Raw genomic sequence first — 18,052 nt, 5'->3', positions numbered from 1 at the left:
GCCGGCGTCGTCGCAAAGATCATCGAGTAAGCCAGTTATTCGTTGATCGACAGTTTTGGGGCTGGCGATAGCCGGCCCCAACATGGTCTAGGGGTATAGCTCAACTGGCAGAGCGTCGGTCTCCAAAACCGAAGGTTGGGGGTTCGATTCCCTCTGCCCCTGCCAAAAAATAGCCACGTGTCCTACGTGGCATTTGTTTTAAGGTGTTATGGCGAATCCATCCGTCGAAACTGTAAATACCTCCGGCGATAAGCTGATGCTGGCCCTGGGCGTATTGCTGGTCTTGGCCGGATTCGTGGGCTTCTTCTGGCTGGGCAATCAGCAGTGGTATGTCCGCGGCGCCGCGTTGGCGGTCGGGATCGTCGCCGGCGTGGCCGTCGGGCTGATGTCCGCTCCTGGCAAAAGCCTCATCGCGTTTGCCAAGGACTCGTACAAGGAAGTCCGGAAGGTCGTTTGGCCCACCCGTAAGGAAGCAACGCAAACCACGCTCGTCGTGTTCGGTTTCGTGCTTGTGATGGCGATTTTCCTCTGGTTGAGCGACAAATCGATCGAATGGGTGATTTTCTCGGCGATTCTGGGTTGGAAATGATATGAGCGATACTCCGGCATCTCCGAGCGGAAAACGTTGGTACGTCGTGCACGCCTACTCCGGCATGGAGAAGAGCGTGCAACGTGCGCTTCAGGAGCGCATCGAACGGGCCGGCATGCAGGATAAATTCGGTCAGATCCTGGTCCCGACCGAAGAAGTGGTCGAAGTCAAAGGCGGCCACAAGGCTGTGACGGAACGTCGTTTCTTCCCGGGCTACGTGCTCGTGGAAATGGAAATGACGGACGAAACGTGGCACCTCGTGAAGAACACCGCGAAGGTCACCGGTTTCGTCGGCGGCGCACGCAACCGCCCGACCCCGATTTCCCCGAAGGAAGTCGAGAAGATCATGTCGCAGATGCAGGAAGGCGTGGAGAAGCCGCGCCCGAAGACCCTGTTCGAAGTGGGCGAGATGGTACGGGTCAAGGAAGGCCCGTTCACGGACTTCAACGGCACCGTCGAAGAAGTCAACTACGAAAAGTCGCGCGTGCGCGTGTCGGTCACCATCTTTGGCCGTTCTACCCCGGTCGAACTCGAATTCGGCCAGGTCGAAAAAGTCTGATCCTGATTCTGTGGGCAGCCTCGGCTGCCCACCTTCGCGCTTACGGCCCGCGTCATGGCCGTTGAGGAGCGTCAGTAGCCAGCGGCGAACGCGCGTTATCACTCACCGAACGCCGCTTGGCGTTCCAACGAGGTTTTCAAATGGCAAAGAAGATTGTCGGCTTTATCAAGCTGCAGATTCCTGCAGGTAAAGCCAACCCGTCGCCGCCGGTCGGTCCGGCACTGGGCCAGCGCGGCCTGAACATCATGGAGTTCTGCAAGGCGTTCAACGCGCAGACTCAAGGTATGGAGCCGGGACTGCCGGTGCCGGTCGTCATCACGGCATACGCTGACAAGAGCTTCACGTTCGTGATGAAGACGCCGCCGGCGACCGTCCTGATCAAGAAGGCGGCGAAGGTGGACAAGGGCTCGAGCAAGCCGCACACCGACAAGGTCGGTTCGATCACGCGCGCTCAAGCCGAAGAGATCGCAAAGACGAAGATGCCGGACCTCACGGCAGCTGATCTGGACGCAGCCGTTCGCACCATCGCTGGTAGCGCACGCTCGATGGGCATCACTGTGGAGGGCGTGTAAATGGCTAAGATCTCCAAGCGCCGTCAGGCATTTGCCGCCAAGGTCGATCGTCAGAAGCTGTACGCGATCGACGACGCACTGGCACTCGTGAAGGAATGCGCGAGCGCGAAGTTCAACGAGTCGATCGACGTCGCAGTCCAGCTCGGCATCGACGCGAAGAAGTCGGACCAGGTCGTTCGCGGTTCGGTCGTTCTGCCGGCCGGTACGGGCAAGTCGGTTCGCGTCGCCGTGTTCGCGCAAGGCGAGAAGGCCGAGCAGGCACGTGCAGCAGGCGCGGAAGTCGTCGGTATGGAAGACCTGGCCGAGCAGATCAAGGCTGGCCAGATGGACTTCGACATCGTGATCGCTTCGCCGGACACGATGCGTATCGTCGGTACGCTCGGTCAGATCCTCGGCCCGCGCGGCCTGATGCCGAACCCGAAGGTCGGCACGGTCACGCCGGACGTCGCGACCGCGGTCAAGAACGCGAAGGCTGGTCAGGTGCAGTTCCGCGTCGACAAGGCCGGTATCATCCACGCGACGATCGGCCGTGCATCGTTCGAACCGGCTGCGCTGCGTTCGAACCTGTCGGCGCTGATCGAAGCGCTGCAGAAGGCCAAGCCGGCAACGAGCAAGGGCGTCTACCTGCGCAAGATCGCACTGTCGAGCACGATGGGCGTCGGCGTGCGTGTCGACCAGGCTACGCTGGTCGCGCAGTAAGCATGAAATTCAGGCCGCTTCGTTCGCGAAGCGGTCTTCAAGGGCTTTGGGCGGTTGTTCGTGCAGTCCGCGGGCAACCGGTTATCAAAGACCGTTGGTGGGAGGCAGCAGTCGGGCATCCCTTAATTCAAGCCAACGCAGATGGCGAACCCGAAAAAGTTTTGTAGTGGTGAAGCCGCAGGTCGCGAAGCAGTTCGCGGCGTGAGGTGGAAATACTCCTAACGAGGTCGGACGCCGTTGTTGAACGAGGTACGTGAGGTCGAGCCATACCGGCTAGCCGAGCGTATCGTTTCTGGAGGCTAACCGTGCCGCTTAATAGAGAAGACAAGCAAGCCGTCGTTGCTGAGGTCGCCGCACAAGTTGCGAAGGCCCAGACCGTTGTGCTGGCTGAGTATCGTGGAATTGCGGTTGGCGATCTGACCACGCTGCGCGCGAAAGCGCGCGAGCAGAAGGTTTACCTGCGCGTTCTGAAGAACACGCTGGCGCGTCGCGCTGTTGAAGGTACGCCCTTTGCTCCGCTGGCAGAGCAGATGACTGGTCCGCTGATCTACGGCATCTCGGAAGATGCAATTGCCGCTGCTAAGGTCGTCAACGACTTCAGCAAGAGCAATGACAAGTTGGTCATCAAGGCTGGTTCGTTCGATGGCAAGGTGATGGATAAGGCTGGCGTGCAAGCGCTGGCAAGCATCCCGAGCCGTGAAGAACTGCTCTCGAAGCTGCTGTTCGTCATGCAAGCGCCTGTTTCGGGCTTCGCGCGTGCTCTTGCCGCGCTGGCCGAGAAGAAGCAAGCAGAAGCTGCGTAATCGAACACGCATCAGCGTCACTGATCGCTGGCTGTATCCGAATTCAATTTAGGAGTATTTCAAATGGCAATCGCAAAAGAAGACATCCTGGCAGCAGTCGAAGGGATGACCGTTCTCGAACTGAACGAACTGGTCAAGGCGTTCGAAGAGAAGTTTGGCGTGTCGGCAGCTGCAGTCGCAGTCGCTGGCCCGGCAGGCGGCGGCGCAGCAGCTGCTGCTGAAGAGAAGACCGACTTCACGGTCGTTCTGGCTGAAGCAGGCAGCAACAAGGTCGCAGTCATCAAGGCCGTTCGCGAAATCACGGGCCTGGGCCTGAAGGAAGCGAAGGACCTCGTCGACGGCGCACCGAAGCCCGTCAAGGAAGGCGTCGACAAGGCTGCTGCTGAAGAAGCGAAGAAGAAGCTGGAAGACGCAGGCGCGAAGGTCGAACTCAAGTAAGTTCCGACGCGCTGTGCGAAGGCTGGCGGTATTTTCACCGCCGGCCTTTTTGTGCTTTGTGGGGACGTTATTCTGGCACTCTTTCGGGAGGCGGGATAATCGGCCCCAGAAGCCAAAGATAAACGTCAAATCGTGGCTGCTGCACGGCGATTGGCGATTCTCTTTGTCTTCTGAAGCGACTGCAGAAGGCAAGTTTGGTCGGGTAGCGGGCAACACAGGCATCCGCTGCCGTCAGCCAGCGGTTGGTAGCGGCCAACCACCAAGCTTCTCGGCTCGTTCAAGCCGTCGGACGGCCATCGGGTCTCAGTCGGTGAACACTCGGGTTTGAAACGTCCAGGTATTCCGCCTCGATAGCACCCGCCGTGATTCGGAGATCGTATGCAATATTCCTTCACCGAGAAGAAGCGCATTCGCAAGAGTTTCGCGAAGCGCCCCATCGTTCACCAAGTTCCTTTCCTGCTGGCCACCCAGCTTGAATCATTCAGCACGTTTCTGCAAGCCGATGTGCCGGCGACGCAACGCAAGCCTGAAGGTTTGCAGGCCGCTTTCACATCGGTATTTCCCATTGTTTCGCACAACGGCTTCGCGCGCCTCGAGTTCGTGAGCTATGCGCTGTCCGCGCCGGCATTCAACATCAAGGAATGCCAGCAGCGCGGCCTGACGTACTGCTCCGCGCTGCGCGCGAAGGTCCGCCTCGTCATCCTCGACAAGGAATCGCCGAACAAGCCCGTCGTCAAGGAAGTGAAGGAGCAGGAAGTGTACATGGGCGAAATTCCGCTCATGACGCCGACCGGCTCGTTCGTCATCAACGGCACCGAGCGTGTCATCGTCTCGCAGCTGCACCGTTCGCCGGGCGTGTTCTTCGAACACGACAAGGGCAAGACGCACAGCTCGGGCAAGCTGCTGTTCTCGGCACGGATCATTCCGTACCGCGGCTCGTGGCTCGACTTCGAATTCGATCCGAAGGACATCCTGTACTTCCGCGTCGACCGTCGCCGCAAGATGCCGGTCACGATCCTGCTGAAGGCGATCGGCCTCACGCCGGAACAGATCCTCGCGAACTTCTTCGTGTTCGACAACTTCACGTTGATGGACGAAGGTGCGCAGCTCGAGTTCGTGCCCGAGCGCCTGCGCGGCGAAGTCGCGCGCTTCGACATCACGGATCGCGACGGCAAGGTCATCGTCCAGAAGGACAAGCGGATCAACGCGAAGCACATCCGCGACCTCGAAGCCGCGAAGACGAAGTTCATCTCGGTGCCGGAAGACTATCTGCTCGGCCGCGTGCTGGCGAAGAACGTCGTCGACGGCGAGACGGGCGAAGTGATCGCGAACGCGAACGACGAGATCACCGAAAGCGTGCTCGAGAAGCTGCGCGAAGCGGGCATCAAGGAAATCCAGACGCTCTACACGAACGATCTGGACCAGGGTCCGTACATCTCGTCGACGCTGCGTGTCGACGAAACGACCGACAAGACGGCCGCGCGCATCGCGATCTACCGCATGATGCGTCCGGGCGAGCCGCCGACCGAAGAAGCGGTCGAGGCGCTGTTCAACCGTCTGTTCTACAGCGAAGAAGCGTACGACCTGTCGAAGGTCGGCCGCATGAAGTTCAACCGCCGCGTCGGCCGTGACGAAATCACGGGCCCGATGACGCTGCAGGACGACGACATCCTCGCGACGATCAAGATCCTCGTCGAGCTGCGCAACGGCAAGGGCGAAGTGGACGACATCGACCACCTCGGCAACCGTCGCGTGCGTTGCGTCGGCGAACTGGCGGAAAACCAGTTCCGCGCGGGTCTCGTGCGCGTCGAGCGCGCGGTCAAGGAACGCCTCGGCCAGGCCGAAAGCGAAAACCTGATGCCGCACGACCTGATCAACTCGAAGCCGATTTCGTCGGCGATCCGCGAGTTCTTCGGTTCGTCGCAGCTGTCGCAGTTCATGGACCAGACCAACCCGCTGTCGGAAATCACGCACAAGCGCCGCGTTTCCGCACTGGGCCCGGGCGGTCTGACGCGCGAGCGCGCAGGCTTCGAAGTTCGCGACGTGCACCCGACCCACTACGGCCGCGTGTGCCCGATCGAAACGCCGGAAGGTCCGAACATCGGTCTGATCAACTCGCTCGCACTGTACGCGCACCTGAACGAGTACGGCTTCCTCGAGACGCCGTACCGCAAGGTCGTGGACGGCAAGGTGACCGACCAGATCGACTATCTGTCGGCGATCGAGGAAGGCCGTTACATGATCGCGCAGGCGAACGCGGCGATCGACGACGAAGGCCGACTGACCGACGAACTCGTGTCGTCGCGTGAGGCCGGCGAAACGATGATGGTCACGCCGGACCGCATCCAGTACATGGACGTGGCGCCGTCGCAGATCGTGTCGGTCGCGGCATCGCTGATTCCGTTCCTCGAGCACGACGACGCGAACCGTGCACTGATGGGCTCGAACATGCAGCGTCAGGCCGTGCCGTGTCTGCGTCCGGAGAAGCCGGTCGTCGGTACCGGCATCGAGCGCACCTGCGCGGTCGACTCGGGCACGACGGTTCAGGCGTTCCGCGGCGGTGTCGTCGACTACGTCGACGCAGGCCGTATCGTGATTCGCGTGAACGACGACGAAGCGGTCGCAGGTGAAGTCGGTGTCGACATCTACAACCTGATCAAGTACACGCGTTCGAACCAGAACACGAACATCAACCAGCGTCCGATCGTGAAGATGGGCGACAAGGTCTCGCGCGGCGACGTGCTGGCCGACGGCGCCTCGACGGACCTGGGCGAGCTCGCGCTCGGCCAGAACATGCTGATCGCGTTCATGCCGTGGAACGGCTACAACTTCGAGGATTCGATCCTGATCTCGGAGAAGGTCGTGGCCGACGATCGCTACACGTCGATCCACATCGAAGAGCTGAACGTCGTTGCACGCGACACGAAGCTCGGGCCGGAAGAAATCACGCGCGACATCTCGAACCTGGCGGAAGTCCAGCTCGGCCGTCTCGACGAATCGGGCATCGTCTACATCGGTGCGGAAGTCGAAGCCGGCGACGTGCTGGTCGGCAAGGTCACGCCGAAGGGCGAGACCCAGCTGACGCCGGAAGAGAAGCTGCTGCGCGCGATCTTCGGCGAGAAGGCGTCGGACGTGAAGGACACGTCGCTGCGCGTGCCGTCGGGCATGAGCGGCACCGTGATCGACGTCCAGGTGTTCACGCGTGAAGGCATCCAGCGCGACAAGCGTGCGCAACAGATCATCGACGACGAACTGAAGCGCTACCGTCTCGACCTGAACGACCAGCTGCGTATCGTGGAAGGCGACGCGTTCCAGCGTCTCGCGCGCATGCTGGTCGGCAAGGTCGCGAACGGCGGTCCGAAGAAGCTCGCGAAGGGCACGAAGATCGACCAGGCGTACCTGGAAGATCTCGACCACTACCACTGGTTCGACATCCGCCTCGCGGATGACGAAGCAGCGGCGCAGCTCGAAGCAATCAAGAACTCGATCGAAGAGAAGCGTCACCAGTTCGATCTGGCGTTCGAAGAGAAGCGCAAGAAGCTCACGCAAGGCGACGAACTGCCGCCGGGCGTGCTGAAGATGGTCAAGGTGTACCTGGCGGTGAAGCGCCGTCTGCAGCCTGGCGACAAGATGGCAGGCCGTCACGGCAACAAGGGTGTCGTGTCGAAGATCGTGCCGATCGAAGACATGCCGTACATGGCCGACGGCCGTCCGGCAGACGTCGTGCTGAACCCGCTCGGCGTGCCGTCGCGGATGAACGTGGGTCAGGTTCTGGAAGTGCACCTCGGCTGGGCCGCGAAGGGCCTCGGCTGGCGTATCGGCGAAATGCTGCAGCGTCAGGCAAAGATCGAAGAGCTGCGTGCGTTCCTGACGAAGATCTACAACGAGTCGGGTCGCGCGGAAGATCTGGACAGCTTCTCCGACGACGAGATCCTCGAACTCGCGAAGAACCTGCGCGAAGGCGTGCCGTTTGCGACGCCGGTGTTCGACGGTGCGACCGAGGACGAAATGGCGAAGATGCTCGACCTCGCGTTCCCGGACGACATCGCGAAGCAGCTCGACATGAACCCGTCGAAGAACCAGGTTCGCCTGTACGACGGTCGTACGGGCGAGCCGTTCGAGCGTCGCGTGACGGTCGGCTACATGCACTACCTGAAGCTGCATCACCTTGTCGACGACAAGATGCACGCGCGTTCGACGGGCCCGTACTCGCTCGTCACGCAGCAGCCGCTGGGTGGTAAGGCGCAGTTCGGTGGTCAGCGTTTCGGTGAAATGGAAGTGTGGGCGCTCGAAGCGTACGGCGCATCGTATGTGCTGCAGGAAATGCTGACGGTGAAGTCGGACGACGTGACGGGCCGGACCAAGGTGTACGAGAACCTGGTCAAGGGCGATCACGTGATCGATGCAGGCATGCCGGAATCCTTCAACGTGCTGGTGAAGGAAATCCGCTCGCTCGGTATCGATATCGATCTCGACCGCAATTAATCGGACTACGGAGAGAAAGCAATGAAAGCTCTGCTCGATCTATTCAAGCAAGTCCAACAGGAAGAAGTTTTCGACGCGATCAAGATCGGTCTGGCCTCGCCCGACAAGATCCGTTCGTGGTCGTTCGGCGAAGTGAAGAAGCCGGAGACCATCAACTACCGTACGTTCAAGCCGGAACGCGATGGTCTGTTCTGCGCGAAGATCTTCGGTCCGATCAAGGACTACGAGTGCCTGTGCGGCAAGTACAAGCGCCTGAAGCACCGTGGCGTGATCTGCGAGAAGTGCGGCGTTGAAGTGACGCTGGCGAAGGTGCGTCGCGAGCGCATGGGCCACATCGAGCTCGCGTCGCCGGTCGCGCACATCTGGTTCCTGAAGTCGCTGCCGTCGCGTCTGGGCATGGTGCTCGACATGACGCTGCGCGACATCGAGCGCGTGCTGTACTTCGAAGCGTACGTGGTGATCGATCCGGGCATGACGCCGCTGAAGGCGCGGCAGATCATGACCGAAGAGGATTACTACAACAAGGTCGAGGAATACGGCGACGAATTCCGTGCCGAAATGGGCGCGGAAGGCGTGCGCGAACTGCTGCGCGCGATCAACATCGACGAGCAGGTCGAACAGCTGCGCACCGAGCTGAAGAACACCGGCTCGGAAGCGAAGATCAAGAAGTACGCGAAGCGCCTGAAGGTCCTCGAGGCATTCCAGCGCTCGGGCATCAAGCCCGAGTGGATGATCCTCGAAGTGCTGCCGGTGCTGCCGCCGGAACTGCGTCCGCTCGTGCCGCTGGACGGCGGCCGTTTCGCGACGTCGGATCTGAACGACCTGTATCGCCGCGTGATCAACCGTAACAACCGGTTGAAGCGTCTGCTCGAGCTGAAGGCACCTGAAATCATCGTCCGCAACGAAAAGCGGATGCTGCAGGAAGCCGTCGACTCGCTGCTCGACAACGGTCGTCGCGGCAAGGCGATGACGGACGCGAACAAGCGTCCGCTGAAGTCGCTCGCCGACATGATCAAGGGCAAGGGCGGTCGTTTCCGTCAGAACCTGCTGGGCAAGCGCGTCGACTACTCGGGCCGTTCGGTCATCGTGGTCGGCCCGACGCTGAAGCTGCATCAGTGCGGTCTGCCGAAGCTGATGGCGCTCGAGCTGTTCAAGCCGTTCATCTTCAACAAGCTTGAAGTGATGGGCGTCGCGACGACCATCAAGGCGGCGAAGAAGGAAGTCGAGAACCAGACGCCGGTCGTGTGGGACATCCTCGAAGAGGTGATCCGCGAGCACCCGGTGATGCTGAACCGTGCGCCGACGCTGCACCGTCTCGGCATCCAGGCGTTCGAGCCCGTGCTGATCGAAGGCAAGGCGATCCAGCTGCACCCGCTCGTCTGTGCGGCGTTCAACGCCGACTTCGACGGTGACCAGATGGCCGTCCACGTGCCGCTGTCGCTCGAAGCGCAGATGGAAGCGCGTACGCTGATGCTCGCGTCGAACAACGTGCTGTTCCCGGCCAACGGCGATCCGTCGATCGTGCCGTCGCAGGATATCGTGCTGGGTCTGTACTACGCGACCCGCGAAGCGATCAACGGCAAGGGCGAAGGCCTCACGTTCACCGGCGTGTCGGAAGTGATCCGCGCGTACGAGAACAAGGAAGTCGAGCTCGCCTCGCGCGTCAACGTGCGGATCACCGAAATGGTCCGCAACGAGGACAAGTCGGAAGGCGCGCCGGAGTTCGTGCCGAAGATCTCGCTCTACGCGACGACGGTCGGCCGCGCGATCCTGTCGGAAATTCTGCCGCCGGGCCTGCCGTTCTCGGTGCTGAACAAGCCGCTGAAGAAGAAGGAAATCTCGCGCCTGATCAACACCGCATTCCGCAAGTGCGGTCTGCGTGCGACGGTGGTGTTCGCCGATCAGCTGATGCAGTCGGGCTTCCGTCTCGCGACGCGCGCCGGTATCTCGATCTGCGTGGACGACATGCTCGTGCCGCCGCAGAAGGAGACGATCGTCGGCGACGCCGCGAAGAAGGTGAAGGAATACGACCGTCAGTACATGTCGGGTCTCGTCACCGCGCAAGAACGCTACAACAACGTGGTCGACATCTGGTCGGCGACGTCGGAAGCGGTCGGCAAGGCGATGATGGAGCAGCTGTCGACGGAGCCGGTGATCGATCGCGACGGCAACGAGACGCGCCAGGAATCGTTCAACTCGATCTACATGATGGCCGACTCGGGCGCCCGCGGTTCGGCGGTGCAGATTCGTCAGCTGGCCGGTATGCGCGGCCTGATGGCGAAGCCGGACGGCTCGATTATCGAGACGCCGATTACCGCGAACTTCCGCGAAGGTCTGAACGTGTTGCAGTACTTCATCTCGACCCACGGTGCACGTAAGGGTCTGGCTGATACGGCACTGAAGACCGCGAACTCGGGTTACCTGACGCGTCGTCTGGTCGACGTCACGCAGGATCTGGTGGTCGTCGAGGACGATTGCGGCACGTCGAACGGCGTCGCGATGAAGGCGCTGGTCGAAGGCGGTGAAGTCGTCGAAGCGCTGCGCGACCGTATCCTCGGCCGCGTCGCGGTCGCGGACGTCGTGAACCCGGAAACGCAGGAAACGCTGTACGAAGCGGGCACGCTGCTCGACGAAACGGCGGTCGAGGAAATCGAACGCCTCGGCATCGACGAAGTGCGCGTGCGCACGCCGCTGACCTGCGAAACGCGTTACGGCCTGTGCGCATCGTGCTACGGCCGCGACCTCGGCCGCGGCACGCTCGTGAACGTCGGCGAAGCAGTCGGCGTGATCGCGGCGCAGTCGATCGGCGAGCCGGGCACGCAGCTGACGATGCGTACGTTCCACATCGGTGGTGCGGCATCGCGTGCGGCAGTCGCGTCGTCGGTCGAGGCGAAGAGCAACGGCACCGTCCGCTTCTCGCCGTCGATGCGCTACGTGACGAACGCGAAGGGCGAGCAGATCGTCATCTCGCGTTCGGGCGAGGCGCTGATCACCGACGACATCGGTCGCGAGCGCGAACGTCACAAGATCCCGTACGGCGCGACGCTGCTGCAGCTCGACGGCGCGGCGATCAAGGCCGGCACGCAGCTGGCGACGTGGGATCCGATGACGCGTCCGATCATCACCGAGTACGGCGGTACGGTGAAGTTCGAGAACGTCGAGGAAGGCGTGACGGTCGCGAAGCAGATCGACGACGTGACCGGCCTGTCGACCCTCGTCGTGATCGACGCGAAGCGTCGCGGTTCGCAGGCATCGAAGAGCGTGCGTCCGCAGGTGAAGCTGCTCGACGCGAACGGCGACGAAGTGAAGATCCCGGGCACGGAGCACTCGGTGCAGATCGGCTTCCAGGTCGGCGCACTGATCACCGTGAAGGACGGTCAGCAGGTGCAGGTCGGTGAAGTGCTCGCACGTATCCCGACCGAATCGCAGAAGACGCGTGACATTACCGGTGGTCTGCCGCGCGTGGCCGAGCTGTTCGAAGCGCGTTCGCCGAAGGATGCGGGCATCCTCGCGGAAGTCACCGGTACGGTGTCGTTCGGCAAGGATACGAAGGGCAAGCAGCGTCTCGTCATCACGGATCTCGAGGGCAACCAGCACGAGTTCCTGATTGCGAAGGAAAAGCAGGTGCTGGTCCACGACGGTCAGGTCGTCAACAAGGGCGAAATGATCGTGGACGGCCCGGCCGATCCGCACGACATCCTGCGTCTGCAGGGTATCGAGGCGCTGTCGCGCTACATCGTGGACGAAGTGCAGGACGTGTATCGTCTGCAGGGCGTGAAGATCAACGACAAGCACATCGAGGTGATCGTTCGCCAGATGCTGCGTCGTGTGCAGATCACCGACAACGGCGATTCGCGCTTCATCCCGGGCGAGCAGGTCGAGCGTTCGGACATGCTGGACGAGAACGACCGCATGATCGCCGAGGGCAAGCGCCCGGCGTCGTACGAGAACGTGCTGCTCGGTATCACGAAGGCGTCGCTGTCGACCGATTCGTTCATCTCCGCGGCATCGTTCCAGGAAACGACCCGCGTGCTGACCGAAGCGGCGATCATGGGCAAGCGCGACGATCTGCGCGGCCTGAAGGAAAAGGTGATCGTCGGCCGTCTGATTCCGGCCGGTACGGGTCTCGCGTTCCACAAGGCACGCAAGGCGAAGGAGATGTCCGACCGCGAGCGTTTCGACCAGATCGCAGCGGAAGAGGCATTCGACTTCGGCACGCCGAGCACGCCGGCGGAAGAGCCGCAACACCCGGCAGCCGAGTAACGGCGCGCGGCGCGAGCCGCGTCTGCTTTGCTGTCATCGAAACCGCCCGGTTTGCCGGGCGGTTTTTTTTTGTTCGTCCCGTTGGCGGGCGTGCGTGCGGCGTATCGGCACGCGCTGCGCGCGAGCGCACGCTGTCCGAACGGCGAACGTCGTGCGATTTGCCGCGCGCCGCGCGGGGCGGGTTGTTAAAATCGCGGTCATCGTTTCGCCGTCCTCGTTCTCATCATTCATGTCTCGCGCCCTCGAAATCCTCGACGAAGTCTTCGGTTATTCCGCCTTTCGCGGCCAGCAGGGCGAGATCGTCGAGCACGTCGCGAGCGGTGGCGACTGTCTGGTGCTGATGCCGACGGGCGGCGGCAAGTCGCTGTGCTACCAGATTCCCGCGCTGATGCGCCGCGAGGCCGGCCATGGTGCGGGCATCGTCGTGTCGCCGCTGATCGCGCTGATGCAGGATCAGGTCGCCGCGCTGCGCGAAGTCGGCGTGCGTGCCGCGTATCTGAACTCGACGCTGTCGGGCGCCGAGGCAGCGGCGACCGAGCGCGCGCTGCGCGAAGGCGAGATCGACCTGCTGTATGTCGCACCCGAACGGCTGATGACGGGGCGTTTCCTCGAACTGCTCGAACGCGCGAAGATCGGGCTGTTCGCGATCGACGAGGCGCACTGCGTGTCGCAGTGGGGGCACGACTTCCGTCCGGAATACATCCAGCTGTCGGTGCTGCACGAGCGGTTTCCGACGGTGCCGCGCATCGCGCTGACGGCGACCGCCGATGCGATCACGCGCGACGAAATCATTCACCGTCTCGCGCTCGACGACGCGCGCGTATTCGTGTCGAGCTTCGATCGGCCGAACATCCGCTATCGGATCGTCGAGAAGGACAACGCGCGCGCGCAGCTGCTCGATTTCATCCGCGCCGAACACACGAACGCCGACGGCACGACCGACGCCGGCGTCGTCTATTGCCTGTCGCGCCGCAAGGTCGAGGAAACGGCCGAGTGGCTGAAGGCGCAGGGCATCCGCGCGCTGCCTTATCACGCCGGCATGGAATTCGAGGTGCGGCAGAAGCATCAGGAGATGTTCCAGCGCGAGGAAGGCATCGTGATGTGCGCGACGATCGCGTTCGGGATGGGCATCGACAAGCCCGACGTGCGCTTCGTCGCGCACCTCGATCTGCCGAAGAGCGTCGAAGGCTATTACCAGGAGACCGGCCGCGCAGGGCGCGACGGGCTGCCGGCGAACGCGTGGATGGCGTACGGGCTCGGCGACGTCGTCCAGCAGCGCAAGATGATCGACGAGTCCGATGCGGACGACGCGCACAAGCGCGTGCAGACGTCGAAGCTCGACGCGTTGCTCGGCCTGTGCGAGACGATCTCGTGTCGCCGCGTGCGGCTGCTCAATTACTTCGGTGAAGCGAGCCAGCCGTGCGGCAACTGCGATACGTGCCTCGAGCCGCCCGCATCGTGGGACGCGACGCGCGAAGCGCAAATGGCGCTCTCATGCGTGTTCCGCGCGCAGCGCGCGAGCGGCTTCAACTTCGGCGCGAGCCATCTGATCGAGATTCTGCGCGGCGCGCGTACCGAAAAGGTACTGCAGCGCGGGCACGATCAACTCAGTACGTTCGGGATCGGTGCGGCGCTGTCGGAGCCCGAGTGGCGCGCGATTTTCCGGCAACTCGTCGCGTACGGCTATCTTGCGGTCGATCACGGCGGATTCGGCGCACTCGTGCTGACCGAAGCCGCGAAGCCCGTGCTGAAGGGCGACGAGAAGGTCACGCTGCGACGCTACGTGAAGCCGCAGCGCACGCGCCAGTCGTCCGGCCGCAGCGGCACGCGCGTCGATCCGACGGCCGGCATGGGCGCACGCGAGCGCGCGCGCTGGGACGCGCTGCGCGCGTGGCGCGCGGAGACGGCGAAGGCCGACGGCGTGCCGGCCTACGTGATCTTCCACGACGCGACGCTCGCGGAGATCGCGCGCAATGCCCCGGAGACGATCGACGATCTGCGCCATATCCCCGGCATGGGCGTGCGCAAGCTCGAGCGGTTCGGCGACGAGATCATCGACGTCGTCGAATCGGCCTGACACAGGCGTTCCGACCCTTCCGGTCAACGGGCGCGACCGGCGGAAAATCACGCAAGCCGTTGACTTAGTTGGTATTTCCGGAATATCATGCTGGGTTCCGGTCTTCGGTGGGTCGACACGCGTTCGAAGGTTCGTGCCCGATTCGCCGCGCCGGGAGTCAACTGTGCGTCGATTTTCGCTTTGCCCGAAATCGATGTGCGGATTTTGTTCAATTTCAGGAATAAACAATGCCAACCATCAACCAACTGGTTCGCAAAGGCCGTCAGTCGGAAACGACGAAGAGCAAGAGCCCGGCCCTGCAGGACTGCCCCCAGCGTCGCGGCGTGTGCACCCGTGTGTACACGACGACGCCGAAGAAGCCGAACTCGGCACTCCGTAAGGTCGCCAAGGTTCGTCTGACGAACGGCTTCGAAGTGATTTCGTACATCGGCGGTGAAGGCCACAACCTGCAGGAGCACTCGGTTGTGCTGATCCGCGGCGGCCGTGTGAAGGACTTGCCGGGTGTGCGTTACCACATGGTTCGCGGCTCGCTGGATACCCAGGGCGTCAAGGACCGTAAGCAAGCGCGCTCGAAGTACGGCGCGAAGCGTGCAAAGGCTGCCAAGTAAGCAGCGTTTGATCAGGGATCGCCTCAGGGCGGTCAAGGCGGTGGTGCCGGATTGCCGGTGCTGTCGAGTAAGTGGTCACCCGGCCAAGCTGGTTAGTCGTGAAGATGTGATCGGGTTAGTTGGTGGCCGCGGGGCTGAACACAGCTCCAACTGAACAGGTAAAGGAAGAATCATGCCGCGTCGTCGCGAAGTCCCCAAGCGGGAAGTGTTGCCGGATCCGAAGTACGGCAACGTGGATGTAGCCAAGTTCATGAACATGCTGATGCTGTCCGGCAAGAAGTCGGTCGCTGAACGCATCGTTTATGGTGCTTTCGAACAGATCCAGACCAAGGGTGGCAAGGACCCGCTGGAAGTGTTCACGGTTGCGCTCAACAACGTCAAGCCGGTGGTCGAAGTGAAGAGCCGCCGCGTTGGTGGTGCCAACTATCAAGTTCCGGTCGAAGTGCGCCCGTCGCGTCGTATGGCATTGGCGATGCGCTGGCTGCGCGAGGCTGCGAAGAAGCGCAGCGAGAAGTCGATGGCTCTGCGCCTGGCAGGTGAACTCTCCGAAGCGGCCGAAGGCCGTGGCGGCGCGATGAAGAAGCGCGACGAAGTTCACCGCATGGCAGAAGCCAACCGCGCGTTCTCGCATTTCCGTTTCTAAGCGCCTGGCTGGGCTGTTAGCGGAAATAAATTCCGGGCGGGTGCGCTTTTCGAGCGCCTCGCCCGTTTGTGTTGAGGCGCGATGCAGCAGGGCTGCGTCGCGCCATCCCAGTAGAGGATCAAAGTGGCTCGCAAGACTCCCATCGAGCGCTACCGCAATATCGGTATTAGCGCTCACATCGACGCCGGCAAGACGACGACGACCGAGCGCATTCTGTTTTACACCGGTGTGAACCACAAGATCGGTGAAGTCCACGACGGCGCAGCAACGATGGACTGGATGGAGCAGGAACAGGAGCGTGGCATCACGATCACGTCCGCTGCTACCACCGCCTTCTGGAAGGGCATGGGCGGCAACTATCCGGAACACCGCATCAACATCATCGACACGCCGGGGCACGTCGACTTCACGATCGAAGTGGAGCGTTCGATGCGCGTGCTGGACGGCGCGTGCATGGTCTACTGCGCAGTGGGCGGCGTGCAGCCGCAGTCGGAAACGGTGTGGCGCCAGGCGAACAAGTACAAGGTGCCGCGTCTCGCGTTCGTCAACAAGATGGACCGTACCGGCGCGAACTTCTTCAAGGTCTACGACCAGCTCCGTCTGCGCCTGAAGGCGAACCCGGTTCCGGTCGTGGTGCCGATCGGCGCGGAAGAAAACTTCAAGGGCGTCGTCGATCTGCTGAAGATGAAGGCGATCATTTGGGACGAGGCGTCGCAGGGCACGAAGTTCGACTACGTCGACATCCCGGCCGAGCTCGTCGACACGTGCCAGGAATGGCGTGAAAAGATGGTCGAGGCGGCTGCGGAAGCCAACGAAGACCTGATGAACAAGTACCTGGAAGAAGGCGATCTGCCGGAAGCCGACATCATCAAGGCGCTGCGCGACCGTACGATCGCGTGCGAAATCCAGCCGATGCTGTGCGGTACCGCGTTCAAGAACAAGGGCGTGCAGCGCATGCTCGACGCCGTGATCGACTTCCTGCCGTCGCCGGTCGACATCCCGCCGGTCAAGGGCGAGCTCGACAACGGCGAAACGGCCGAGCGCAAGGCGTCGGACGACGAGAAGTTCTCGTCGCTCGCATTCAAGATCATGACCGACCCGTTCGTCGGCCAGCTGATCTTCTTCCGTGTGTACTCGGGCGTCGTCAACTCGGGCGACACGGTGCTGAACTCGACCAAGGGCAAGAAGGAACGCCTCGGCCGTATTCTGCAGATGCACGCGAACAACCGTGAGGAAATCAAGGAAGTTCGCGCGGGCGACATCGCCGCTGCGGTCGGCCTGAAGGAAGCGACCACGGGCGACACGCTGTGCGATCCGGCCAACCCGATCGTGCTCGAGCGCATGGTGTTCCCGGAGCCGGTGATTTCGCAGGCTGTCGAGCCGAAGACGAAGGCCGACCAGGAAAAGATGGGCCTCGCGCTGAACCGTCTCGCGCAGGAAGATCCGTCGTTCCGCGTGCAGACCGACGAAGAGTCGGGCCAGACCATCATTTCGGGCATGGGCGAGCTCCACCTCGAAATTCTGGTCGACCGGATGAAGCGTGAGTTTGGCGTCGAAGCGACCGTCGGCAAGCCGCAGGTTGCGTACCGCGAAACGATCCGTTCGACGGCGAAGGACGTCGAAGGCAAGTTCGTCAAGCAGTCGGGCGGCCGCGGCCAGTATGGTCACGCAGTGATCACGCTCGAGCCGAACGAACAGGGCAAGGGCTACGAGTTCTTCGACGAGATCAAGGGTGGCGTGATTCCGCGCGAATACATCCCGGCGGTCGACAAGGGTATCCAGGACACGCTGAAGTCGGGCGTGCTGGCCGGCTTCCCGGTCGTCGACGTGAAGGTTCACCTGACGTTCGGTTCGTACCACGACGTCGACTCGAACGAAAACGCGTTCCGCATGGCCGGTTCGATGGCGTTCAAGGAAGCGATGCGCAAGGCGAATCCGGTGGTGCTCGAGCCGATGATGGCTGTCGAGGTCGAGACGCCGGAAGAGTACATGGGCAACGTGATGGGCGACCTGTCGGGCCGTCGCGGCATCGTTCAGGGCATGGAAGACATGGTCGGCGGCGGCAAGATCGTTCGCGCCGAAGTGCCGCTGTCGGAAATGTTCGGTTACTCGACCTCGCTGCGCTCGCTGACGCAAGGCCGTGCAACGTACACGATGGAGTTCAAGCACTACGCTGAAGCTCCGCGCAACGTTGCCGACGCGATCATCAGCGCGAAGTCGAAGTAAATCTGCATCTACCAACTGATTATTTTTTGAAAGAAGAGAATCATGGCAAAAGAGAAGTTTGAGCGGACCAAGCCGCACGTGAACGTTGGT

General features: G+C 62.1%; 13 protein-coding genes and 1 tRNA gene. 13 read left to right on the top strand and 1 reads right to left on the bottom strand.

The genetic code is table 11. From position 1 onward, the window contains the following. Positions 1–89 precede the first annotated feature (89 nt). The 9 genes from HMPREF3115_RS25240 (at position 90) to rpoC (ending at position 12,408) form a co-directional block, all read left to right on the top strand. A tRNA-Trp gene (locus tag HMPREF3115_RS25240) sits at positions 90–165 on the top strand. Positions 166–208: 43 nt separating this feature from the next. Beyond that, positions 209–589, top strand: a complete 381-nt coding sequence (secE, locus tag HMPREF3115_RS25235) for a preprotein translocase subunit SecE (RefSeq protein WP_070556567.1) — start codon at positions 209–211, stop codon at positions 587–589. Between the two features lies 1 nt (position 590). Next, positions 591–1,148: a transcription termination/antitermination protein NusG gene (gene nusG, locus HMPREF3115_RS25230; protein ID WP_006400672.1), complete on the top strand. Its 558-nt coding sequence runs from the start codon at positions 591–593 to the stop codon at positions 1,146–1,148. 140 nt (positions 1,149–1,288) lie between these two features. After that, positions 1,289–1,720 carry a 50S ribosomal protein L11 gene (gene rplK / locus HMPREF3115_RS25225; protein WP_006400671.1) on the top strand — a complete coding sequence of 144 codons (432 nt, stop codon included), beginning with the start codon at positions 1,289–1,291 and terminating at the stop codon, positions 1,718–1,720. Continuing rightward, positions 1,721–2,419 (top strand): 50S ribosomal protein L1, encoded by a 699-nt coding sequence (gene rplA / locus HMPREF3115_RS25220; RefSeq protein WP_070556565.1) that lies wholly within the window; start codon positions 1,721–1,723, stop codon positions 2,417–2,419. A 305-nt stretch (positions 2,420–2,724) separates the two neighbouring features. After that, positions 2,725–3,222 (top strand): 50S ribosomal protein L10, encoded by a 498-nt coding sequence (gene rplJ / locus HMPREF3115_RS25215; RefSeq protein WP_006400668.1) that lies wholly within the window; start codon positions 2,725–2,727, stop codon positions 3,220–3,222. A gap of 63 nt (positions 3,223–3,285) precedes the next feature. Next, positions 3,286–3,660: a 50S ribosomal protein L7/L12 gene (gene rplL / locus HMPREF3115_RS25210; protein WP_006400666.1), complete on the top strand. Its 375-nt coding sequence runs from the start codon at positions 3,286–3,288 to the stop codon at positions 3,658–3,660. A gap of 378 nt (positions 3,661–4,038) precedes the next feature. Then, entirely contained in the window at positions 4,039–8,145 is a 4,107-nt protein-coding gene (gene rpoB, locus HMPREF3115_RS25205; protein ID WP_006400665.1) for a DNA-directed RNA polymerase subunit beta, read from the top strand. Positions 8,146–8,166: 21 nt separating this feature from the next. Next, a complete protein-coding gene (gene rpoC, locus HMPREF3115_RS25200) occupies positions 8,167–12,408 on the top strand; it encodes a DNA-directed RNA polymerase subunit beta' (protein WP_070556563.1) in 4,242 nt (1,413 codons plus the stop codon). Between the two features lie 33 nt (positions 12,409–12,441). On the opposite strand, the gene HMPREF3115_RS31780 is transcribed toward rpoC, so the two are convergent. Then, complete coding sequence (locus HMPREF3115_RS31780) at positions 12,442–12,639, bottom strand: hypothetical protein (RefSeq protein ID WP_176748770.1); 198 nt, start codon at positions 12,637–12,639, stop codon at positions 12,442–12,444. Between HMPREF3115_RS31780 and recQ the strand changes: the two genes are divergently transcribed. The 4 genes from recQ (at position 12,638) to fusA (ending at position 17,962) form a co-directional block, all read left to right on the top strand. Further along, positions 12,638–14,485 (top strand): DNA helicase RecQ, encoded by a 1,848-nt coding sequence (recQ, locus tag HMPREF3115_RS25195; RefSeq protein ID WP_170933541.1) that lies wholly within the window; start codon positions 12,638–12,640, stop codon positions 14,483–14,485. The genes HMPREF3115_RS31780 and recQ overlap by 2 nt on opposite strands. Positions 14,486–14,712: 227 nt before the next feature. Beyond that, entirely contained in the window at positions 14,713–15,093 is a 381-nt protein-coding gene (rpsL, locus tag HMPREF3115_RS25190) for a 30S ribosomal protein S12 (protein WP_006400662.1), read from the top strand. Positions 15,094–15,265: 172 nt separating this feature from the next. Next, on the top strand, positions 15,266–15,736 hold the full coding sequence (rpsG, locus tag HMPREF3115_RS25185; RefSeq protein WP_004198359.1) for a 30S ribosomal protein S7: 471 nt from the start codon (positions 15,266–15,268) through the stop codon (positions 15,734–15,736). A 123-nt stretch (positions 15,737–15,859) separates the two neighbouring features. Next, a complete protein-coding gene (gene fusA, locus HMPREF3115_RS25180; RefSeq protein WP_006400661.1) occupies positions 15,860–17,962 on the top strand; it encodes an elongation factor G in 2,103 nt (700 codons plus the stop codon). Positions 17,963–18,052 lie beyond the last annotated feature (90 nt).

The sequence above is a fragment of the Burkholderia sp. HMSC10F09 genome (assembly GCF_001806955.1).
In the GTDB taxonomy this organism is placed as follows: Bacteria; Pseudomonadota; Gammaproteobacteria; order Burkholderiales; family Burkholderiaceae; genus Burkholderia; species Burkholderia multivorans.
The sequence above is the reverse complement of the archived record's forward strand: the minus strand, read 5'-3'. Positions and strand labels throughout refer to the sequence as shown.

What these genes read in the sequence shown, in the direction of transcription:
- recQ (WP_170933541.1), top strand. Translation starts at nt 12,638, where the DNA reads ATGTCTCGCGCCCTCGAAATCCTCGACGAAGTCTTCGGTTATTCCGCC.
- rpoC (WP_070556563.1), top strand. Translation starts at nt 8,167, where the DNA reads ATGAAAGCTCTGCTCGATCTATTCAAGCAAGTCCAACAGGAAGAAGTT.
- secE (WP_070556567.1), top strand. Translation starts at nt 209, where the DNA reads ATGGCGAATCCATCCGTCGAAACTGTAAATACCTCCGGCGATAAGCTG.
- rplL (WP_006400666.1), top strand. Translation starts at nt 3,286, where the DNA reads ATGGCAATCGCAAAAGAAGACATCCTGGCAGCAGTCGAAGGGATGACC.
- nusG (WP_006400672.1), top strand. Translation starts at nt 591, where the DNA reads ATGAGCGATACTCCGGCATCTCCGAGCGGAAAACGTTGGTACGTCGTG.
- rpoB (WP_006400665.1), top strand. Translation starts at nt 4,039, where the DNA reads ATGCAATATTCCTTCACCGAGAAGAAGCGCATTCGCAAGAGTTTCGCG.
- rplA (WP_070556565.1), top strand. Translation starts at nt 1,721, where the DNA reads ATGGCTAAGATCTCCAAGCGCCGTCAGGCATTTGCCGCCAAGGTCGAT.
- HMPREF3115_RS31780 (WP_176748770.1), bottom strand. Translation starts at nt 12,639, where the DNA reads ATGAATGATGAGAACGAGGACGGCGAAACGATGACCGCGATTTTAACA.
- rplK (WP_006400671.1), top strand. Translation starts at nt 1,289, where the DNA reads ATGGCAAAGAAGATTGTCGGCTTTATCAAGCTGCAGATTCCTGCAGGT.
- rpsG (WP_004198359.1), top strand. Translation starts at nt 15,266, where the DNA reads ATGCCGCGTCGTCGCGAAGTCCCCAAGCGGGAAGTGTTGCCGGATCCG.
- rpsL (WP_006400662.1), top strand. Translation starts at nt 14,713, where the DNA reads ATGCCAACCATCAACCAACTGGTTCGCAAAGGCCGTCAGTCGGAAACG.